Annotated in this window: 15 protein-coding genes; 6 read left to right on the top strand and 9 right to left on the bottom strand. The window is 71.8% G+C overall.

Features of this window, described 5'->3' with window-relative positions; genetic code table 11:
* Window positions 1–76 precede the first annotated feature (76 nt).
* Entirely contained in the window at window positions 77–2,203 is a 2,127-nt protein-coding gene (locus tag ACFVH0_RS24695) for a flotillin family protein (protein WP_385823399.1), read from the bottom strand.
* Window positions 2,204–2,366: 163 nt separating this feature from the next.
* The gene (locus tag ACFVH0_RS24690) at window positions 2,367–3,020 is read right to left on the bottom strand and encodes a hypothetical protein (RefSeq protein ID WP_385823397.1); all 654 of its coding nucleotides are present in this window, start codon (window positions 3,018–3,020) and stop codon (window positions 2,367–2,369) included.
* A gap of 264 nt (window positions 3,021–3,284) precedes the next feature.
* Here ACFVH0_RS24690 and ACFVH0_RS24685 point away from each other — a divergent pair, with 264 nt between their 5' ends.
* The gene (locus ACFVH0_RS24685; RefSeq protein ID WP_385823395.1) at window positions 3,285–4,352 is read left to right on the top strand and encodes a PucR family transcriptional regulator; all 1,068 of its coding nucleotides are present in this window, start codon (window positions 3,285–3,287) and stop codon (window positions 4,350–4,352) included.
* Between the two features lie 187 nt (window positions 4,353–4,539).
* On the opposite strand, the gene ACFVH0_RS24680 is transcribed toward ACFVH0_RS24685, so the two are convergent.
* Complete coding sequence (locus ACFVH0_RS24680) at window positions 4,540–4,995, bottom strand: tellurite resistance TerB family protein (protein ID WP_093899464.1); 456 nt, start codon at window positions 4,993–4,995, stop codon at window positions 4,540–4,542.
* Window positions 4,996–5,258: 263 nt separating this feature from the next.
* Between ACFVH0_RS24680 and ACFVH0_RS24675 the strand changes: the two genes are divergently transcribed.
* Window positions 5,259–5,696: a BlaI/MecI/CopY family transcriptional regulator gene (locus ACFVH0_RS24675; protein ID WP_385823472.1), complete on the top strand. Its 438-nt coding sequence runs from the start codon at window positions 5,259–5,261 to the stop codon at window positions 5,694–5,696.
* 7 nt (window positions 5,697–5,703) lie between these two features.
* The gene (locus ACFVH0_RS24670) at window positions 5,704–6,651 is read left to right on the top strand and encodes a M56 family metallopeptidase (protein WP_385823393.1); all 948 of its coding nucleotides are present in this window, start codon (window positions 5,704–5,706) and stop codon (window positions 6,649–6,651) included.
* Here the strand turns inward: ACFVH0_RS24670 and ACFVH0_RS24665 are convergent.
* Window positions 6,599–7,144: a nitroreductase family deazaflavin-dependent oxidoreductase gene (locus ACFVH0_RS24665; RefSeq protein WP_385823391.1), complete on the bottom strand. Its 546-nt coding sequence runs from the start codon at window positions 7,142–7,144 to the stop codon at window positions 6,599–6,601. The two genes, ACFVH0_RS24670 and ACFVH0_RS24665, sit on opposite strands and share 53 nt — an antisense overlap.
* A gap of 114 nt (window positions 7,145–7,258) precedes the next feature.
* Between ACFVH0_RS24665 and ACFVH0_RS24660 the strand changes: the two genes are divergently transcribed.
* The gene (locus ACFVH0_RS24660) at window positions 7,259–7,810 is read left to right on the top strand and encodes a MarR family winged helix-turn-helix transcriptional regulator (protein WP_385823389.1); all 552 of its coding nucleotides are present in this window, start codon (window positions 7,259–7,261) and stop codon (window positions 7,808–7,810) included.
* 2 nt (window positions 7,811–7,812) lie between these two features.
* Here the strand turns inward: ACFVH0_RS24660 and ACFVH0_RS24655 are convergent, their stop codons facing one another.
* From ACFVH0_RS24655 to ACFVH0_RS24645, 3 genes are all read right to left on the bottom strand, one after another.
* Window positions 7,813–9,096, bottom strand: coding sequence for a cation:proton antiporter (locus ACFVH0_RS24655; RefSeq protein WP_385823387.1), 1,284 nt, complete (start codon window positions 9,094–9,096; stop codon window positions 7,813–7,815).
* A 2-nt stretch (window positions 9,097–9,098) separates the two neighbouring features.
* Window positions 9,099–9,569 (bottom strand): cation:proton antiporter regulatory subunit, encoded by a 471-nt coding sequence (locus tag ACFVH0_RS24650; RefSeq protein WP_124719734.1) that lies wholly within the window; start codon window positions 9,567–9,569, stop codon window positions 9,099–9,101.
* Between the two features lie 286 nt (window positions 9,570–9,855).
* Window positions 9,856–10,326, bottom strand: a complete 471-nt coding sequence (locus ACFVH0_RS24645) for a hypothetical protein (protein ID WP_385823385.1) — start codon at window positions 10,324–10,326, stop codon at window positions 9,856–9,858.
* 324 nt (window positions 10,327–10,650) lie between these two features.
* On the opposite strand from ACFVH0_RS24645, the gene ACFVH0_RS24640 reads away from it, so the two are divergent.
* On the top strand, window positions 10,651–11,070 hold the full coding sequence (locus ACFVH0_RS24640) for a hypothetical protein (RefSeq protein WP_385823383.1): 420 nt from the start codon (window positions 10,651–10,653) through the stop codon (window positions 11,068–11,070).
* 170 nt (window positions 11,071–11,240) lie between these two features.
* Here the strand turns inward: ACFVH0_RS24640 and ACFVH0_RS24635 are convergent, their stop codons facing one another.
* Window positions 11,241–12,053, bottom strand: a complete 813-nt coding sequence (locus ACFVH0_RS24635) for a phytanoyl-CoA dioxygenase family protein (RefSeq protein WP_385823381.1) — start codon at window positions 12,051–12,053, stop codon at window positions 11,241–11,243.
* 363 nt (window positions 12,054–12,416) lie between these two features.
* On the opposite strand from ACFVH0_RS24635, the gene ACFVH0_RS24630 reads away from it, so the two are divergent.
* On the top strand, window positions 12,417–12,812 hold the full coding sequence (locus tag ACFVH0_RS24630; RefSeq protein ID WP_385823379.1) for a nitroreductase/quinone reductase family protein: 396 nt from the start codon (window positions 12,417–12,419) through the stop codon (window positions 12,810–12,812).
* Between the two features lie 70 nt (window positions 12,813–12,882).
* Here the strand turns inward: ACFVH0_RS24630 and ACFVH0_RS24625 are convergent, their stop codons facing one another.
* Window positions 12,883–14,331 (bottom strand): flotillin family protein, encoded by a 1,449-nt coding sequence (locus tag ACFVH0_RS24625; protein WP_385823377.1) that lies wholly within the window; start codon window positions 14,329–14,331, stop codon window positions 12,883–12,885.
* Window positions 14,332–14,402: the final 71 nt, after the last annotated feature.

Genomic DNA, 14,402 nt, shown 5'->3' with positions numbered 1-14,402 from the left:
CGAGCTGTTGCGAGCTGTGTGGTGCGTCCGTCCGGCGGCCGGGGCGGTGCGGCCGCCGGACGGACCGGGTTCCGTCCTACGCGACCGGCGCGGACCCGTTCCGTGAGACGGGTACGGCGGAGACGTCCGCCGCCTCCGTCACCGCCGAGACCGGCATGTCGGCAAGCCCCAACTCCTTCGCTGCGGACAGGAGTTGCTGGATCTGCCCCGGTGCGACCCCGGCGCCCGGCGACCGCATCATCCGCATCAGCAGCGCGGACACCGTCAGGTTCTGCACATCGCCGGTGGACACCGAGCCGAGCACCCGGGTCAGGTCCTCGGTGAACGACGACGTGCCGTTCAGCCACGGACCCGCGAGGGCCTTCGCGGTGGCCGAGTTCTCCACGAACCCGTCGAAGCTCTTGCCCATCGAGACGGCCGAGACCAGCCGGTCGAAGAAGACCGACTCCCCGCCGACGATGTCGATGTCGGCGTTCTCCAGGCCCGTGGCCAGCACCGTCGCCTGTGCCTCGGCGACCTGCCGCTGCACGTCGAGGCCGGCCAGCCGGATCTCCTTCTCCGCGGCGAGCCGCAGCCGGTACTCCTCGTGTCCGCGCGAGGCGTCGTCCAGTGCCGCCATCGCGGCCGCCTTCTCGGTGAGGCCCGCCGCCTCGGCCTTCAGCTTCTCGCCGATCATCGCCGCGTCGGCCGTCGCCTGGGCCTGGGTGCCCTCGGCCGCCGCGAGGGCCTTGAGCCTGGACCCCTCGGCCTCGGCCCTGAGCCGGGCGGAAGTGGCCTCGGCCTCGGCGAGACCGGCCTTCTCGATGACGTCGGCCTCCGCCTCACGCACCTGGATCTCGGCGAGGCCGGGTGCCGCGGACTCCGCCTGGATGCCCTCGGCCAGCCGCAGCTTCGCCCGGGCGTCCAGGTCCGCGGTCTTCAGCCGGGCCTCGGCGAGCGTCAGCTGCTCGGCGGCCACGTGGGTGGCCGCGGACTCGGCCGCCTCGGCGGCCTTGATGTCCTTGACCAGCTTCTCCTGGGCCTCCGCCTCGGCGGCGATGATGACCGACCTGCGGGTGCGCTCCGACTCCTCGACGGCCCGCAGCGTCTTGATGGACTCCTCCTGCTCGGCGACCGTACGGTCCACCGCGATCCGCTCCCGGATCACATCGGCGACCTCGCGGCGCTCGGCCTCGACCTCCTTGGTCGCGGCGATCCGGTTCAGCTCGGTCTGCCGCTCGCGCCCGATGACCTCGATCAGCCGGTCCTTCTCGATGCGCTCGTTCTCCACTGCGATGACCCGCTCACGGTTCTTCTGCGCGACGGCGATCTCCCGCGCCTGGTTCTCCCGCTGGATGCCGAGCTGCTCCTCGGTACGGATGAACGCGGTCTGGGCGCCGAGCCGCTCCTCCTCCTGGACCTTGGCGGTCGCGGCCTCCTCGCGGGCCCGCAGCGTCTCGACCTCGCGGCGCTGCTTGATCTCGGCCTCGGCCTGCCGGCGCTCCAGCTCCAGGATGGTCTCCCGGGCGTCGACGTCCTGCCGGGTGATCTCCTTCTGCTCGGTGCGCTGGAACTCGTTGGTGCGCACGTGCTCGATCGCGGTCAGCTCGGTGATCTTGCGGATGCCCTGCGCGTCCAGGATGTTGGCGCCGTCGAGCTGCGTCATCGGCGTCTGCTCAAGGAAGTCGATCGCGGCGTCGTCGAGGTGGTAGCCGTTCAGGTCGGTGCCGATGACCCGGATGATCCGGTCCCGGAACTCCTCGCGCTTGGTGTACAGGTCGACGAAGTCCAGCTGCTTGCCGACCGTCTTGAGCGCCTCGGCGAACTTCGCGCCGAAGAACTCCTGGATCGCCACCTTGTCGCTGGCCCGCTCCGTACCGATGGACTGGGCGACCTTGATGACGTCCTCGACGGTCTTGTTGACCCGCACGAAGAAGTTGATGTGGATGTCGGCGCGGATGTTGTCCTGGCAGATCAGGCCCTCGCGCCCGGTGCGGCGGATCTCGATGGTTTTCACCGAGATGTCCATGGTCTCGGCCTTGTGCAGGACCGGCAGGACGACGGCCCCGGTGAAGGTGACATCGACCTTCTTGGTCTTGGAGATGATCAGCGCCTTGCCCTGCTCGACCTTGCGGAAGAGCCGGCTGATGACGAGGAGCAGGGCGACGGCGATGAGCAGAACGACGGCTACGAGCACACCGAAGCCCAGGGTGATGGCATCCATGACAGTCCTTGCGGCTGGTGAGGAAGGTGGTGAAGGAAGAGGAGGGGTGCGGCGGTCCCGGCGGCGGGCGCCCGACGGTGGGCGGCCCGGCGCACGACGGCGGTGCGACGGCGACGCGGCGGACGGATCCGGGCGGTGCCGGCGGCCTCGGCGGCCCGGGCGGTCAGCCGGTGCGGCGTGGGCCCGTGCCTGGTCGCGGCGTCGGCGGGCCAGGGTCCAGGGCCTTGTCGTAGGGCGAGACCCAGAAGAACTCGCCCTCGTCGTCGTACGCGTACAGAAGTCCCGCACTGCCCGCGGCGAGGGCCGGGCCGTCCACCGGAGCGAGCAGCCTGACCTGGACGATCGCGGTGGAGCCGTCGTCCGCGGTGACCTCGGCCTGGCCGAAGTCGGAGCTGACGGAACCGGTACGGACCGTGCAGACCCGGCCCAGGAAGTCCTGCCGCGATGGTGGAGGCTCGTCCGGGAAGCTCCGGCGGAAGCAGCGCACCAGGATCCGCAGCACGGACCGGCCGAGCAGCAGCGACCCGGCGAACACGGCACAGGCGAACGCGGCCCGGGTGAGGCCGGTGGCACCGCTGCGGTGCACCAGGACCGTACCGGTGAGACTGGCGAACCAGCCGACGACGACCATCACGGACACCGAGACGGTGACCGGCACCCCGCCGATCCCGGCCAGGTCGGTGTCGAGGTCGCCGTCGAAGGAGTGGTGGTCGGCCGCACCGGCCAGCACCAGGAGCCAGAAGAGGACGACGACGGCCAGCGCGGCGCCGAAGAGAACGGCGGGGAAGGCGGTCGCTGCGCTCAGGAACTCCTGCATCCGTCCACCCCTTCTCCTGCCGGGCGGCCGGTGGTGACTCCGCTGCTGCGGCACCGCATGGCGCGGTGCCGCAGCAGTCGGGTCGTTTCCCCCGTGTCCCCCCGTGTTCCCCCGGTTGGTGCTGACGGGATCGTGTCATTCGGGGCTGTGGGATCGCACTGCCGGAATCCGGCAATCTTTGCTCTTCCTTGATGCCGGGCACCGGCACCAGGCGGTATGCGTTGGGTGAGTGTCAACGTTGCGACAGGATTGTGAGGAGAACGCGTGCCGGAGCCGGAGATCCCCGATGACCTTCTGGCGGGGTATGACCGCATCCTGGCCGATGTGGCCGCCACCGGCCGCCGGCTCACCCGGGACGAGCTGGACGACCGCCGCCTCCTGGGCAGGGAGGCCGCCGAGTCCGGATTCCAGCTGCGCGCCCTGGTCGTCCGTCACATCGCGGCGACCCGTACCGCCTGGCCGCTCACCGTGGCCGACGGCGCGGCCACGGATTCGGTGCTGGCCGCCGTCGAGCAGGCCGTGGACGCCTTCGCGGACGGCTTCGAGCGGGCCCAGCGGATCACCGTGCGGCGCGAGGAGGCGGCGCGGCGCGAGTTCATCGACGATCTGCTGTACGGGCGCAGCGATCTGGGCCGGCTCGCCGAGCGGGCCACCCGGTTCGGGCTGCGGCTCTCCCGCGCGCACGCGGTGGCGGTGGCGACGGGCCCGGAGGCGTACACGGAGACCGACTCCGTGCCGCGCACGGTCGAGGCGGCGCTGCTCGCCCGGTTCGGCGGCCGGAAGATCCTGCTCACGACGAAGGACGGGCGGCTGGTCTGCATCGCCCCCGGCAGCCAGCCCGACGTCCTGCGGTACTTCGCCAAGCAGTCGCACGCGGCGACCGACGGCGGCCGGGTCGCGGTGGGCCGTCCGCACCAGGGGCCCGGCGGCGTGGTCCACTCCTACGACGAGGCGCTGGACGCGCTGGATCTCGCGGAGCGGCTGGATCTGGACGATCCGGTGCTGTACGCCGCCGATCTGCTGGTCTATCCGGTGCTGACCCGCGACCGGCAGGCGATGGCCGATCTGGTCCGCAGCGAGCTGGGCCCGCTCCAGCAGGCCCGCGGCGGTGCCGAACCCCTGCTGAAGACGCTCGCCGTCTACTTCGACGCGGGCTGTGTGGCCGCGGAGACGGCCCGCCGGCTGTCGCTGAGCGTACGGGCGTTGACCTACCGGCTGGAGCGGATCCATCAGCTGACCGGTTCGGATCCGTCCGACCCGTTGCACCGCTACACCCTGCAGACGGCGGTCATCGGCGCACGGCTGCTGGACTGGCCGGCCAAGGAGGTGTGACCCGGCCGCGGGGCCCGGAGGGATCTGATGGCGGGCCCCGGAGAAGAGAGTGGCCGGGGATGCGCAGGGGGGGGGAGTAGCGCATCCCCGGCCTGCCGGGCGCCGGCCGGTGGTCAGTCGGCGGCGCTTGTTCCGGCGGTCCGGGACGCCGGGCCGGGCAGTGCCGGTCCGGCGGACAGGGGGAGACCTACAGGTCGAACTCGTGCGGCGGGAGGTCGAGCGCGAAGCACGCCTCGCGCACGACGGCCTGCTCCGACTTGTCGAAGTCGCCGTCGGCGCCGCCGATGACGATGCCGATCTGGATGACGGCACGAGCCTCGGCGGGCTTCTTCTTCGCCTTGCCGATCTCCTGGAGCACGCTGACCTTGCCGAAGGCGAAGTCGGCGGTGAGCTTGTTCACGTAGTCGTTGAAGCGGCGCTGGAGGTCGTCCGCCGGGAAGTTCTGCAGGACCTCGTTGGAGGCGATCAGCGAGGCGACGCGCTGGCGCTCGGACGGGTCGATGGAACCGTCGGCAGCGGCGACAAGGGCGCACATCGCCATGCTCGCGTCGCGGAAAGCCCCGCTCTTCAGGTCGTTCTTCTTGGCTTCCAGCTGCGACTGCATCGACGAAGCGGATTCCTTGATCCGATCCCACAGTGCCATGACGTCTCCATACGTTGCTTGCGTTGCGTTGCCGGATGAAGTCCAACTCTACAGACGTGTAGAAGTTAGCAGCAGGGGCGGTTGCTGTGTTCCGGAAACGGCGGTAAGTAGGATGCTGCGACGTCGCGGCCGACGCGGCATCGCAGAAGGGCGGACCCCCGATGGACTCGGCCAGGCCCGGCCACCACCCGGACAACGAACCACCACGCGGCGGAGTGCCCGTCGGCGCCGAACCACTGCCCGGCGCCGAACCGCTGCCCGGCGTGGCGCGCCCCGGCGGCGGCGAGCATTCCGGAAGCCGGCGGCTGCGCAGGCGCGGGCAGGGCGAACTGGAGGCCCAGGTCCTCGCCGTGCTGCACTCGGCGAACGGCCCCGCGACGGCCGGCTGGGTCCAGGAGCACCTCGAAGGCGACCTCGCGTACACCACCGTCATCACGATCCTCTCCCGCCTCTACGAGAAGAAGGCCGTGACCCGGTCCCGCGAGGGCCGCTCGTACACCTGGACGTCCGCCTCCGACGAGGCCGGTCTCGCCGCCCTGCGGATGCGCCGGGTGCTCGACGGCGAACGCGACCGTGACGCCGTGCTCGCCCGCTTCATCTCAGCGCTCTCCCCCGGCGACGAGGAACGCCTGCGCGCCCTGCTCGCGCGGGCCGCCGCCCCGGACGATCCCGGCAACCCCTGTGACACGGAAGGCCTGTAGCCCACCGATGGGTGTCTTCGTCTGCCTGCCACTCGTACTGCCACTGACCGCGCTGCCGATCGCGCGCCTGGCCGAACAGCATCTGCACCCCCGCAGCGCGACCCGGCTGCTCGCCGTCGTCGGCGCGCTGCTCGCCCTGTGCAGCACGCTCTGCCTGGGCCTGCTGATGGTGGTGGGCACCGCGCAGCTCCCGGGCAACCCGCTGCCGGACAGCTGGTCGGACCAGGAGGTGCGGGACGCGGTGCCGTACGAGGTGAAGGCGGGCATCGTCGCGATCGGGGCGCTGGCTGCGGTGCTCGCGTCGTGCGGCTGGACGGTGTTCCGCCATGTCCGGCTGCGCGTCCGGGCGGGCCGTGCGCTGGCCGCCGCGCCCTCCGTCGTCTCCGGCGATGTCGCGCTGCTCCCGGACCCGGAGCCGTATGCCTACGCGCTGCCCGGCGGTCCGGGCCGGGTCGTCGTCTCGACCGCGATGGCCGAGTGCCTGGACGCCCGTGAGCGGCGGGCCCTGATCGCCCATGAGCGGGCCCATCTGGCCGGCCGGCACCACCGCTATCTGCTGGCCGCCCAACTCGCGGCGCGCGCCAACCCGTTCCTGCTGCCGCTGCGCACCGCGGTGTCGTTCAGCACCGAGCGGTGGGCGGACGAGGAGGCCGCGTGCGCGGTCGGCGACCGGCGGGTGGTGGCGGTCGCGGTGGGCAAGGCGGCGCTGTACTCGCACCGGGCGCCGGACGTCTCGGCCGGTCTCGCGGCCTTCGCGGCCCCGGCGGGCCCCGTGCCGCGACGGGTGGCGGCCCTGCTCGCCCCGGTGCCGCCGGTCCGGCTGTGGCCGCCGTCGTCCGCGCACGTGGCACTCGCGGCGCTGGTCGCGACGGTCGGCACGGCCGCCTCGGCGCTGTCCTCGCTCAACGCGGCCGTGACGCTGGTGGGGATCCTGCGCGCGGCGACCCCGCTATGAGCTGTACGAAGGGGATGGACTCGCCGGCCCGCCGGTAGCCTTCCGCGCTTCCGTCGGGTTCGTGGCCCAGGTACGCGCAGAGCCGGCGCGCGAGTCCGGGGTGCCGTGCCGCGTACCGCGCCATCAGCTCGCCGCCCTCCTCGGCCGGTACGAACCGCGCGGTCACCACATGGAACCGGCGGCCCACCTGCACGGTGGCCTGCGGGGTACGGGCCAGGTTCCGGTACCAGTCGGCGCCGGGCCCGAATCCGGACGCGACGGTCCAGCAGCGCCGTTCGTCCGCCACCGTCGACTCGACGACCTCGACCGTGGTGCGCCGGGCGAGACCGGAGACCCGGCCGGTGTGGACGAGCAGCAGCAACCGCCCCCGGAACAGCGGTCCGAGCCCCATCCGGAAGAGATGCGACGGGAGCCGGGCGGCCGTGCGCCGCCAGCCGGTCGGCGGGGGAGGGCGGTGCGGTTCGGCTGGGTCGGGGAGCTGTGGCGTCACCATGCAAACGTTGCATAGTCCAAAGGTTTGTGCCACCGTCCTGTGCCCATGTCCCGTACCGGGTGCCCAGGTCCCGAACCGATTCGAGTCCTGCGGACCGGCACGGTACAAAGGGGCATGGCCGCGCACGAACAGGCATCCGAGGAACGGTCCCCGGACCGGAGCAGGGACGACGTCGACGAGGTGACCCGTGCCGTGCTGACGGCCTCCAGGCTGCTGGTCGCCGTCTCGGCCCGCTCGCTGTCCGCGGTGGAGGACCGGGTGACACTGCCCCAGTTCCGGCTTCTGGTAGTGCTTTCCACACATGACGAGGTCAAACTCGTGACGCTCGCCGAACGGCTCGGGGTGAACCCGTCGACCGCGATGCGCATGCTGGACCGGCTGATCGCCGCGGGCCTGGCCGAGCGGCGGGTGAACCCCGCCAATCGCCGGGAGACGGTGCTGCGGGTCACCCCCGGGGGCCGCCGGCTGGTCGAGGACGTCACGGCGGGCCGGCGCCGGGAGATCGCGGGGATCGTCGAGCGCCTCGCCCCGGAGCAGCGCGCCGCCCTGGTCGACGCGCTGACCGCGTTCACCGTGGCGGGCGGCGAGCCGTCCGTGCCGGGGGGCGGCACGGACGCGTACCCGCTGGGCTGGACGCCCGAACTGCCCGCCCGCCACGACGACTGAACTCAGAGCCGGTCGGGCGCGAGCTCCCCCTGGGCGGCGGGCGCCGGACGCGCCGCGGGGACCTCGCCACCGCCCTTGTTGGTGCCGCCGCCCTTGCCGGTGCCGCCGCCCTTGCCGGCGCCGCTGTCCTGGCCGCGCCACGCCTGGATCTTCGCCACGACAGGCTGGGTCCATCGGGCGGTCAGCGGTCCGACGATGACGAGGATGAGGACGTACGCGGTGGCGATGGGCCCGATCCGGGGCTCGGTCGCCACGGCCAGCCCGGCGATGACGATGGAGAACTCGCCGCGTGCGACGAGCGTGCCGCCGGCCCGCCACCGCCCGCGCGAACCGATTCCGGCCCGCCGGGCCGCGTACCACCCGGTGGCGATCTTGGTGAATACGGTGACGACCGCCAGCAGCGCCGCGGGGAGCAGCACCGGCGGGATCTCGGCCGGGTTGGTGGAGAGCCCGAAGAACACGAAGAAGACGGCGGCGAACAGGTCGCGCAGCGGCGTCAGCAGCTTGCGCGCGCCCTCGGCGACCTCGCCCGAGAGCGCGATCCCGACCAGGAACGCGCCGACGGCGGCGGACACCTGCAACTCCTGCGCCACCCCGGCCACCAGGACGGTCAGCCCGAGCACGACCAGGAGCAGCATCTCCGGGTTGTCGGAGGACACGGCCCGGCTGATGAGCCGGCCGTGCCGCAGCGCCAGGTAGAGCACGAACCCGACGGTGCCGAGCGCGATGAGCAGGGCGATGCTGCCCCCTGCGAGGCCGACGCCCGCGAGCATCGCGGTGAGCAGCGGCAGATAGACGGCCATCGACAGGTCCTCGATGACCAGGACGCCGAGGATGACGGGCGTCTCCCGGTTGCCCAGCCGCCCCAGATCGGTGAGCACCTTGGCGATGACCCCGGACGAGGAGATCCAGGTGACCCCGGCCAGCGCGACCGCGCCCACCGGCCCCCAGCCGAGCAGCAGCGCCGCCACGGCTCCCGGGGTCGCGTTGAGCACGAAGTCCACGGCCCCGGAGGGGTACTGCGTCTTGAGGCTGGTCACCAGCTCCGAGGCGCTGTACTCCAGGCCGAGCAGGAGCAGCAGCAGGATGACGCCGATCTCGGCGCCGACGGCGGTGAATTCCTCACTGGCCCCGAGCGGCAGCAGCCCGCCCTCGCCGAACGCGAGCCCGGCCAGCAGGTAGAGCGGGATCGGCGAGAGCCCTATCCGCCCGGCGAACCGTCCGATGAGTCCGAGGCCCAGAATGACGGAGCCGAGCTCCACCAGCAGTGCGGTCGTGTCGTGCACGGTCAGCCCTCCGCGATGATCTCGGAGAGCGTGTCGACGCCCTCACGCGTACCGACGGCGACGAGGGTGTCGCCGATTGCCAGCCGGAAGTCCGGCCCGGGGGACGGATGCGCACTGTGCGTCCGCAGCACCGCCACGATCGACGCCCCCGTCCGGGTCCGGGCCTTCGTGTCCCCGAGCAGCCGCCCGCCGTAGGGCGAGCGCGTTCCGAGCGGGATGTGCTCGGTCACCAGGTCGATGCCCTCGGTGCGAACCGCGTCGATGGGCGCGGCGTCGATGAGGTGCGCGAGGCCGGTGGCCTCCTGCGGTGTCAGGGGTACCGAGAGCAGGCACGAATCAGGGTCGTCCTGGTCGTAGAAGCCGATGAACCGCCGCCCGTCGTGGTGGACGACGACGGAAATGTGCTGTCCCGACTCGGTCGTGTAGTCGTACTGCACACCGACTCCGGGCAGCGTGGTGCGGTGGGTTCCCATGGCTTCCTCCCGAGGGTGCGGCGGCTCTTGACGCACTTGGTGATCTCTTTATCTCCGCATTACCTTATCCGGAGGGTTCCGCCGTCTTCGGGGTGCGGGGCTGCCGGACCGCATCCGGCGGGCGCGAAGCGCGAGTGGGATGCTCGTCACCCGCTCCACGGCGAAGGCCCCGGCCTCAGGCCGGGGCCTTGCTTGTCGTTCCAGTGCTACAGGGGCTGCGGCAACGCACCCGGCTGCGACTCGCCCCCTCCCTGCATGGCAGGTTGATCCATCCCTTTGTCGCTGCTCAGCCGCGCCTTGCGACGGTGTAGACGTACAGGGCGATCACGCCGGCGACGCAGGCGAGGATCACCCATGAAGCGAAACCGGTGTGTTTCCCACTGCCCCTGGGCCGCGCGGCCTTCCCGGACCGCTTGGACCGCTTGGACCGCCCCGGCGCCGCCCGCCCCGGCGCGCCCGGCGCCACATCGGCTGCCGCCTCGGCGAGCAGGCGACGGCAGGTCGCGGCAAGCAGCTCCGTACCGGCGGACAGTGGCACCACGGCCTCCGAGCGCGCCGGAGCGGTGGTACCGCCGTCCAGAATGCGCCCGACGCGCACGAGAGCCTCGCCCCGGCCGCCCGTCGGAGCAAGGCTGATCCACCGTCGCACATGCTCACCCCGGATGACCACGCCGCCGGACCGCTCCCGGTACACGGTATGTTCCCGCCACAAGACCCCGGCCAACTCTGCGGCGATATCCCTCAGTTGTGCGCTCACGACCCCTCCCCCTCCGCCTGCGGCGAATCGAACAAACATCGCACTTTAACGGCAGGTGCAGAGTCGAGGGCCCGGCAGCCCCGGCGACCGTCGCCGGGCCGGGCGGGCCAAGAAGGCCCGAGGCCGCGGCGAGGGAACGAGTTCCGGGTTGTCACCGCGATCGGCGCTCCGGAGGAGTTCGGTGATGACCACCAGTTCTGCGAAGCGCTCTGCTCCGCTGTCGAGAACGGCGGTCCCGGAGGGTGATCGGTCGCATCCGGTGTCGGTCACGGGCGCCCCGGGAATGCGGCACCGCCCGAGCGCACGGCCGCTAGGCTCCGCCGGGTGGACGACGACAGGCTGATCACAGCGCGCTTTCGGATCCATCTCGTACCGGCGGTGCTGGCGCTGGCCAATCCGCCCTGGCAACGTGACGTGTGGCTCGATCCGTCCACGTTCGAGAACCTGGACCACATCTTCCACACCCTGTTCGACGACTTCTGCGACGCCGATCACCCCGAGCGGTACCTCGGCATCGGCCTGCGCACCGAAGAAGAGGTCACACTCATGCGGCAACTCGGTGCCGCGCTCGAAACCGCCCGGGCACAGGCCCCGAACGACGCTGATGCGGAATACCTGCGCGCCGACAGCTGGCCGCAGGTCGTGGCCATCGCCGGCCGCCTCGCGCAGGTCATGACCGCCCATGACCTGCGCGAGCTTCTCGCACTGCATGAGGCCCGGGTCGCGAGCGAGGCAGCAGCGTGAGGCAGCGCTGAGACGGGGCGACGGAATCCGGCATCGGCCAGGTCGGAACGGTGGAGGCTTCGCCGTGAAGTCCTCACCGCCGTAGAGGGCTTCGTAACCGATCTCGATCACCGGGCGTTGGCTGCCCGGCTCAGGTCCTCTGCCCGGTGCCAGGACCGGCCGAAGCTCGTCTACCCGGCGTTGCAGTCGGTGCCGTCCCCGTCCGGACCGGGGGTGCTCCGGCCCAGGCCCCGGCGGATGGTGATCTCCACGGGTGAGTACGCGCCGTCGGCCCGCTCCAGTTCGTACGGTGCGGCCGGCATCAGGGGTGGCTGGGCCATGAAGCGCGGTCGCGTCCCGTGGTGCGGTTGTGCCGCGTGCAACAGGAACGGATGGCACAGGAAGACATCGCCCGGGGCCCCGGTGGCGAGGGCGAGTGGCCGGTGACCGGACGCCGCCACCAGGTCGGGCGCGAGGGTCAGCCCGCTCGCCCCGTCCTCCCCGTACTTCTCCAGCACCTTCGGTACGTCGAGGTGTGAGCCGACCCGGATCCGGGTCGGGGCGTCCTCCTCGCCGACCTCGCTGAACAGGAACAGCATCAGCAGCGCCCGGCCCCGGGAGCGGAGGTTTGTGAAGTACCAGCTCTCGCCCTCCGGCAGGTAGCTCCCCTCGATGTGCCAGCCCGCGTCGTCCGGCTCCTCCTCGTGCGGGAAGCGCAGCGGGAACGTGCCCAGCGAGTAGCGCGGTTCCCAGCGTCCCGCGCCGACGAGCAGGTCGTACGCGTGGTGCAGGGAAGGGGAGTTGGGTGCGGCGGCGAACGGCCCCTGCCCCATGCCGGGCACCCGGTGCACGGGCTGCGTCCACGTCGCCGGATCGTCCGGGTCGCAGCCCGTCTCCCGCCACAGCAGCCGCGCGCAGTCCGCGGCCACGCGTGGGGCGACGGCGCCCTCCAACTTCACGAAGCCGTCGCGGAGGAAGCGGGATATCAAGGTCTTGTCGTCCATGCCCTCATCGTGCGGCGGCACCGGTCCCGCTCACCCGACATTTTCCGCACCGCTTCTGTCGGGTGTTCACCGAGCCACTTCTCGCCCCGCGGCGTCGAGGCGGTCCTGCCCGGGCAACGGCTTGTTCCGGCGGTGCTTTCGACTTCCGTTGCGGTACGCGCATCCGCAGCCGCATCTCGGGGTGCGGGAGGCGCGGGGGCCGGCCGAGATCGCTGCCGAGTGGATTCGGCGCGGGGTGAGTGCCGCGGATCTGGGGGCGGAAACGGGGCCGGTCCCGGCTTCGCCGCCCCGCCCGCTCCCGGTAGCGTCCGCGATGCGGTGGCAGGGTCGTAAGCTCACGGTCACCGGCGGAAGGGACACGCGATGGCGGGCTTTCGGGATCTGAGGTTCAGGGCGGTCACGGCGCTCCAGCGGCACGTCGTCAATCCGCTCGCCAGACGCAGCCCGGGACAGATCCTGCTGGAGACGACGGGCCGGACCTCCGGGCTGCCGCGTCGTACGCCGGTCGGCGGGCGGCGTACCGGTCAGGAGTTCTGGCTGGTCTCGGAGTTCGGCGAGAAGTCGCAGTACATCCGCAACATCCTGGCCGACCCCCGGGTCCGGGTCCGCATCGCGGGGCGCTGGCACGACGGGATCGCACATCCGCTGCCCCAGGACGACGCCCGCGCCCGGCTCAGGACGCTGCCGCGTTACAACAGCGCCGTCGTGCGGACGGTGGGTACGGAGCTGCTGACGGTGCGGGTGGATCTCGCGGACTGACGGGTCCGGACATGGGCGTGCCCGGATGGTGTGCAACCACCCGGGCACGTAGGAGAGTCGGTCCGCCGGATCAGTCGGTGATCTCGATCTTGCCGTTCTGGTCGCCGGACGCGGTGGTGGGCTCCGGCTGGGCCGGGACTCCCGCCCTGGAGCCCGAGCCCTTGAGGTTCTTCAGCAGGGCGGCGATGTCGACTCCCGTGGTGGAGCTGAGGAGTTCCATGCCCTGGGCGACGTTGTCCGTGACGGTGCGGGACAGCTGGCTCGCGCCGTCCGTCGAGATCACGGTCAACTTGTCGACTGCGCTCAGTGGCTCGGACGCCTTGGCGACGACCTGCGGCAGCACCTCGACCAGCATCTGGAGCACGGCCGCGTCGCCGTACTGCGCGAAGGCGTCCGCCTTCTTCTGCATGGCCTCGGCCTCGGCCGCACCCTTCGCCGCGATGGCCGCGGCCTCCGCCTCGCCCTCGATGCGTACGGCGTCGGCGAGCGCCGAGCGGTGCAGCTTCTCGCCCTGACCGGTCAGGCGGGAGCGCTCGGCGTCCGCCTCGGCCTCCTTGACCTGGGCGATCCGGCGGGCCTCGGCCTCCTGCTCGGCCTGGTAGCGGGCGGCGTCGGCGGGCTTGCGGACCTTGGTGTCGAGCTCGCGGTCGGTCAGTGCGGCCTGGCGCTGGGCGACCTTCTCCTGTTCCTCCAGGACCTCCTGCTGACGGGCCGCCTCGGCGAGCGGGCCCGCCGCGTTGGCCTTGGCCGCGGCGGCCTCCGTCTCGGCCTTGATCTCCGCCTGCTTGAGGTAGAAGGTCCGCTCGGCGATGGCGATCTCCTCGGCGGCCTTCAGCCGGGCCTGCTCGGAGGCCCGCTTGGCGATCGCCTCGGCGATGTCGGCCTCCTGCTTGGCGCGGGCGGCCTCCGGGCGGCCGAGGTCCTCCAGGTAGGAGCCCTCGGTGGTGATGTCCTGGATCTGGAAGGCGTCCAGGATCAGGCCCTGGCCGGAGAGGCTGGCCTCGGCCTCCTCCGCGACCTGCCCGGCGAACGCGGCCCGGTCACGGATGATGTCCTCGACCGACATCCGGCCGACGATGGCGCGCAGCGCGCCGGAGAGCACTTCCTGGGTGAAGCCGACGATGCCGTCCTGCTGCTGGAGGAACCGCTGGGCCGCGGCCCGGATCGCTTCCTCGCTGCCGCCGACCTTGACGATCGCGACGCCTTCCAGGTTGGACTTCACGCCGCGCAGGGTGACGGCGCCGCGCACCGCGATCGGGATGTGCCGGCTGGAAAGGTCCAGGGTGAACTTCTGCTGGACGAACGGGACGACGAAGACGCCACCGCCGACCACGACCTTCTGGCCGCTGTTGTCGATGCTGGTGCGGCCGGTCACCGGGTCGGTGGACTTCTTGCCGCGGCGGCCGGTGATGATGAACGCCTCGCTGGGCCCGGCGACCTTGTAGCGGGTGATGACGACGAGGGCGAGCAGCACCAGGAGTACGACGACTCCGGCGACTGCGGTCACGACTGGGCTCATATGGGTGTCCCCCCTGCCTCCCTGCGGGGACGGCAGCTCGGTTTCGGGCGGTGCGCCGCGGTGTGGCGGCG

Origin of the sequence: Streptomyces sp. NPDC127117 (genome assembly GCF_042677325.1) — a bacterium.
In the GTDB taxonomy this organism is placed as follows: domain Bacteria; phylum Actinomycetota; class Actinomycetes; order Streptomycetales; family Streptomycetaceae; genus Streptomyces.
This window is presented reverse-complemented; position numbering and strand designations above follow the sequence as displayed.

Excerpts from the sequence above, each read along its gene's own strand:
- ACFVH0_RS24690 (WP_385823397.1), bottom strand. The coding sequence starts at position 3,020 with ATGCAGGAGTTCCTGAGCGCAGCGACCGCCTTCCCCGCCGTTCTCTTC.
- ACFVH0_RS24665 (WP_385823391.1), bottom strand. The coding sequence starts at position 7,144 with ATGGTGACGCCACAGCTCCCCGACCCAGCCGAACCGCACCGCCCTCCC.
- ACFVH0_RS24650 (WP_124719734.1), bottom strand. The coding sequence starts at position 9,569 with ATGGGAACCCACCGCACCACGCTGCCCGGAGTCGGTGTGCAGTACGAC.
- ACFVH0_RS24625 (WP_385823377.1), bottom strand. The coding sequence starts at position 14,331 with ATGAGCCCAGTCGTGACCGCAGTCGCCGGAGTCGTCGTACTCCTGGTG.
- ACFVH0_RS24660 (WP_385823389.1), top strand. The coding sequence starts at position 7,259 with ATGGCCGCGCACGAACAGGCATCCGAGGAACGGTCCCCGGACCGGAGC.
- ACFVH0_RS24670 (WP_385823393.1), top strand. The coding sequence starts at position 5,704 with ATGGGTGTCTTCGTCTGCCTGCCACTCGTACTGCCACTGACCGCGCTG.
- ACFVH0_RS24695 (WP_385823399.1), bottom strand. The coding sequence starts at position 2,203 with ATGGATGCCATCACCCTGGGCTTCGGTGTGCTCGTAGCCGTCGTTCTG.
- ACFVH0_RS24630 (WP_385823379.1), top strand. The coding sequence starts at position 12,417 with ATGGCGGGCTTTCGGGATCTGAGGTTCAGGGCGGTCACGGCGCTCCAG.
- ACFVH0_RS24635 (WP_385823381.1), bottom strand. The coding sequence starts at position 12,053 with ATGGACGACAAGACCTTGATATCCCGCTTCCTCCGCGACGGCTTCGTG.
- ACFVH0_RS24680 (WP_093899464.1), bottom strand. The coding sequence starts at position 4,995 with ATGGCACTGTGGGATCGGATCAAGGAATCCGCTTCGTCGATGCAGTCG.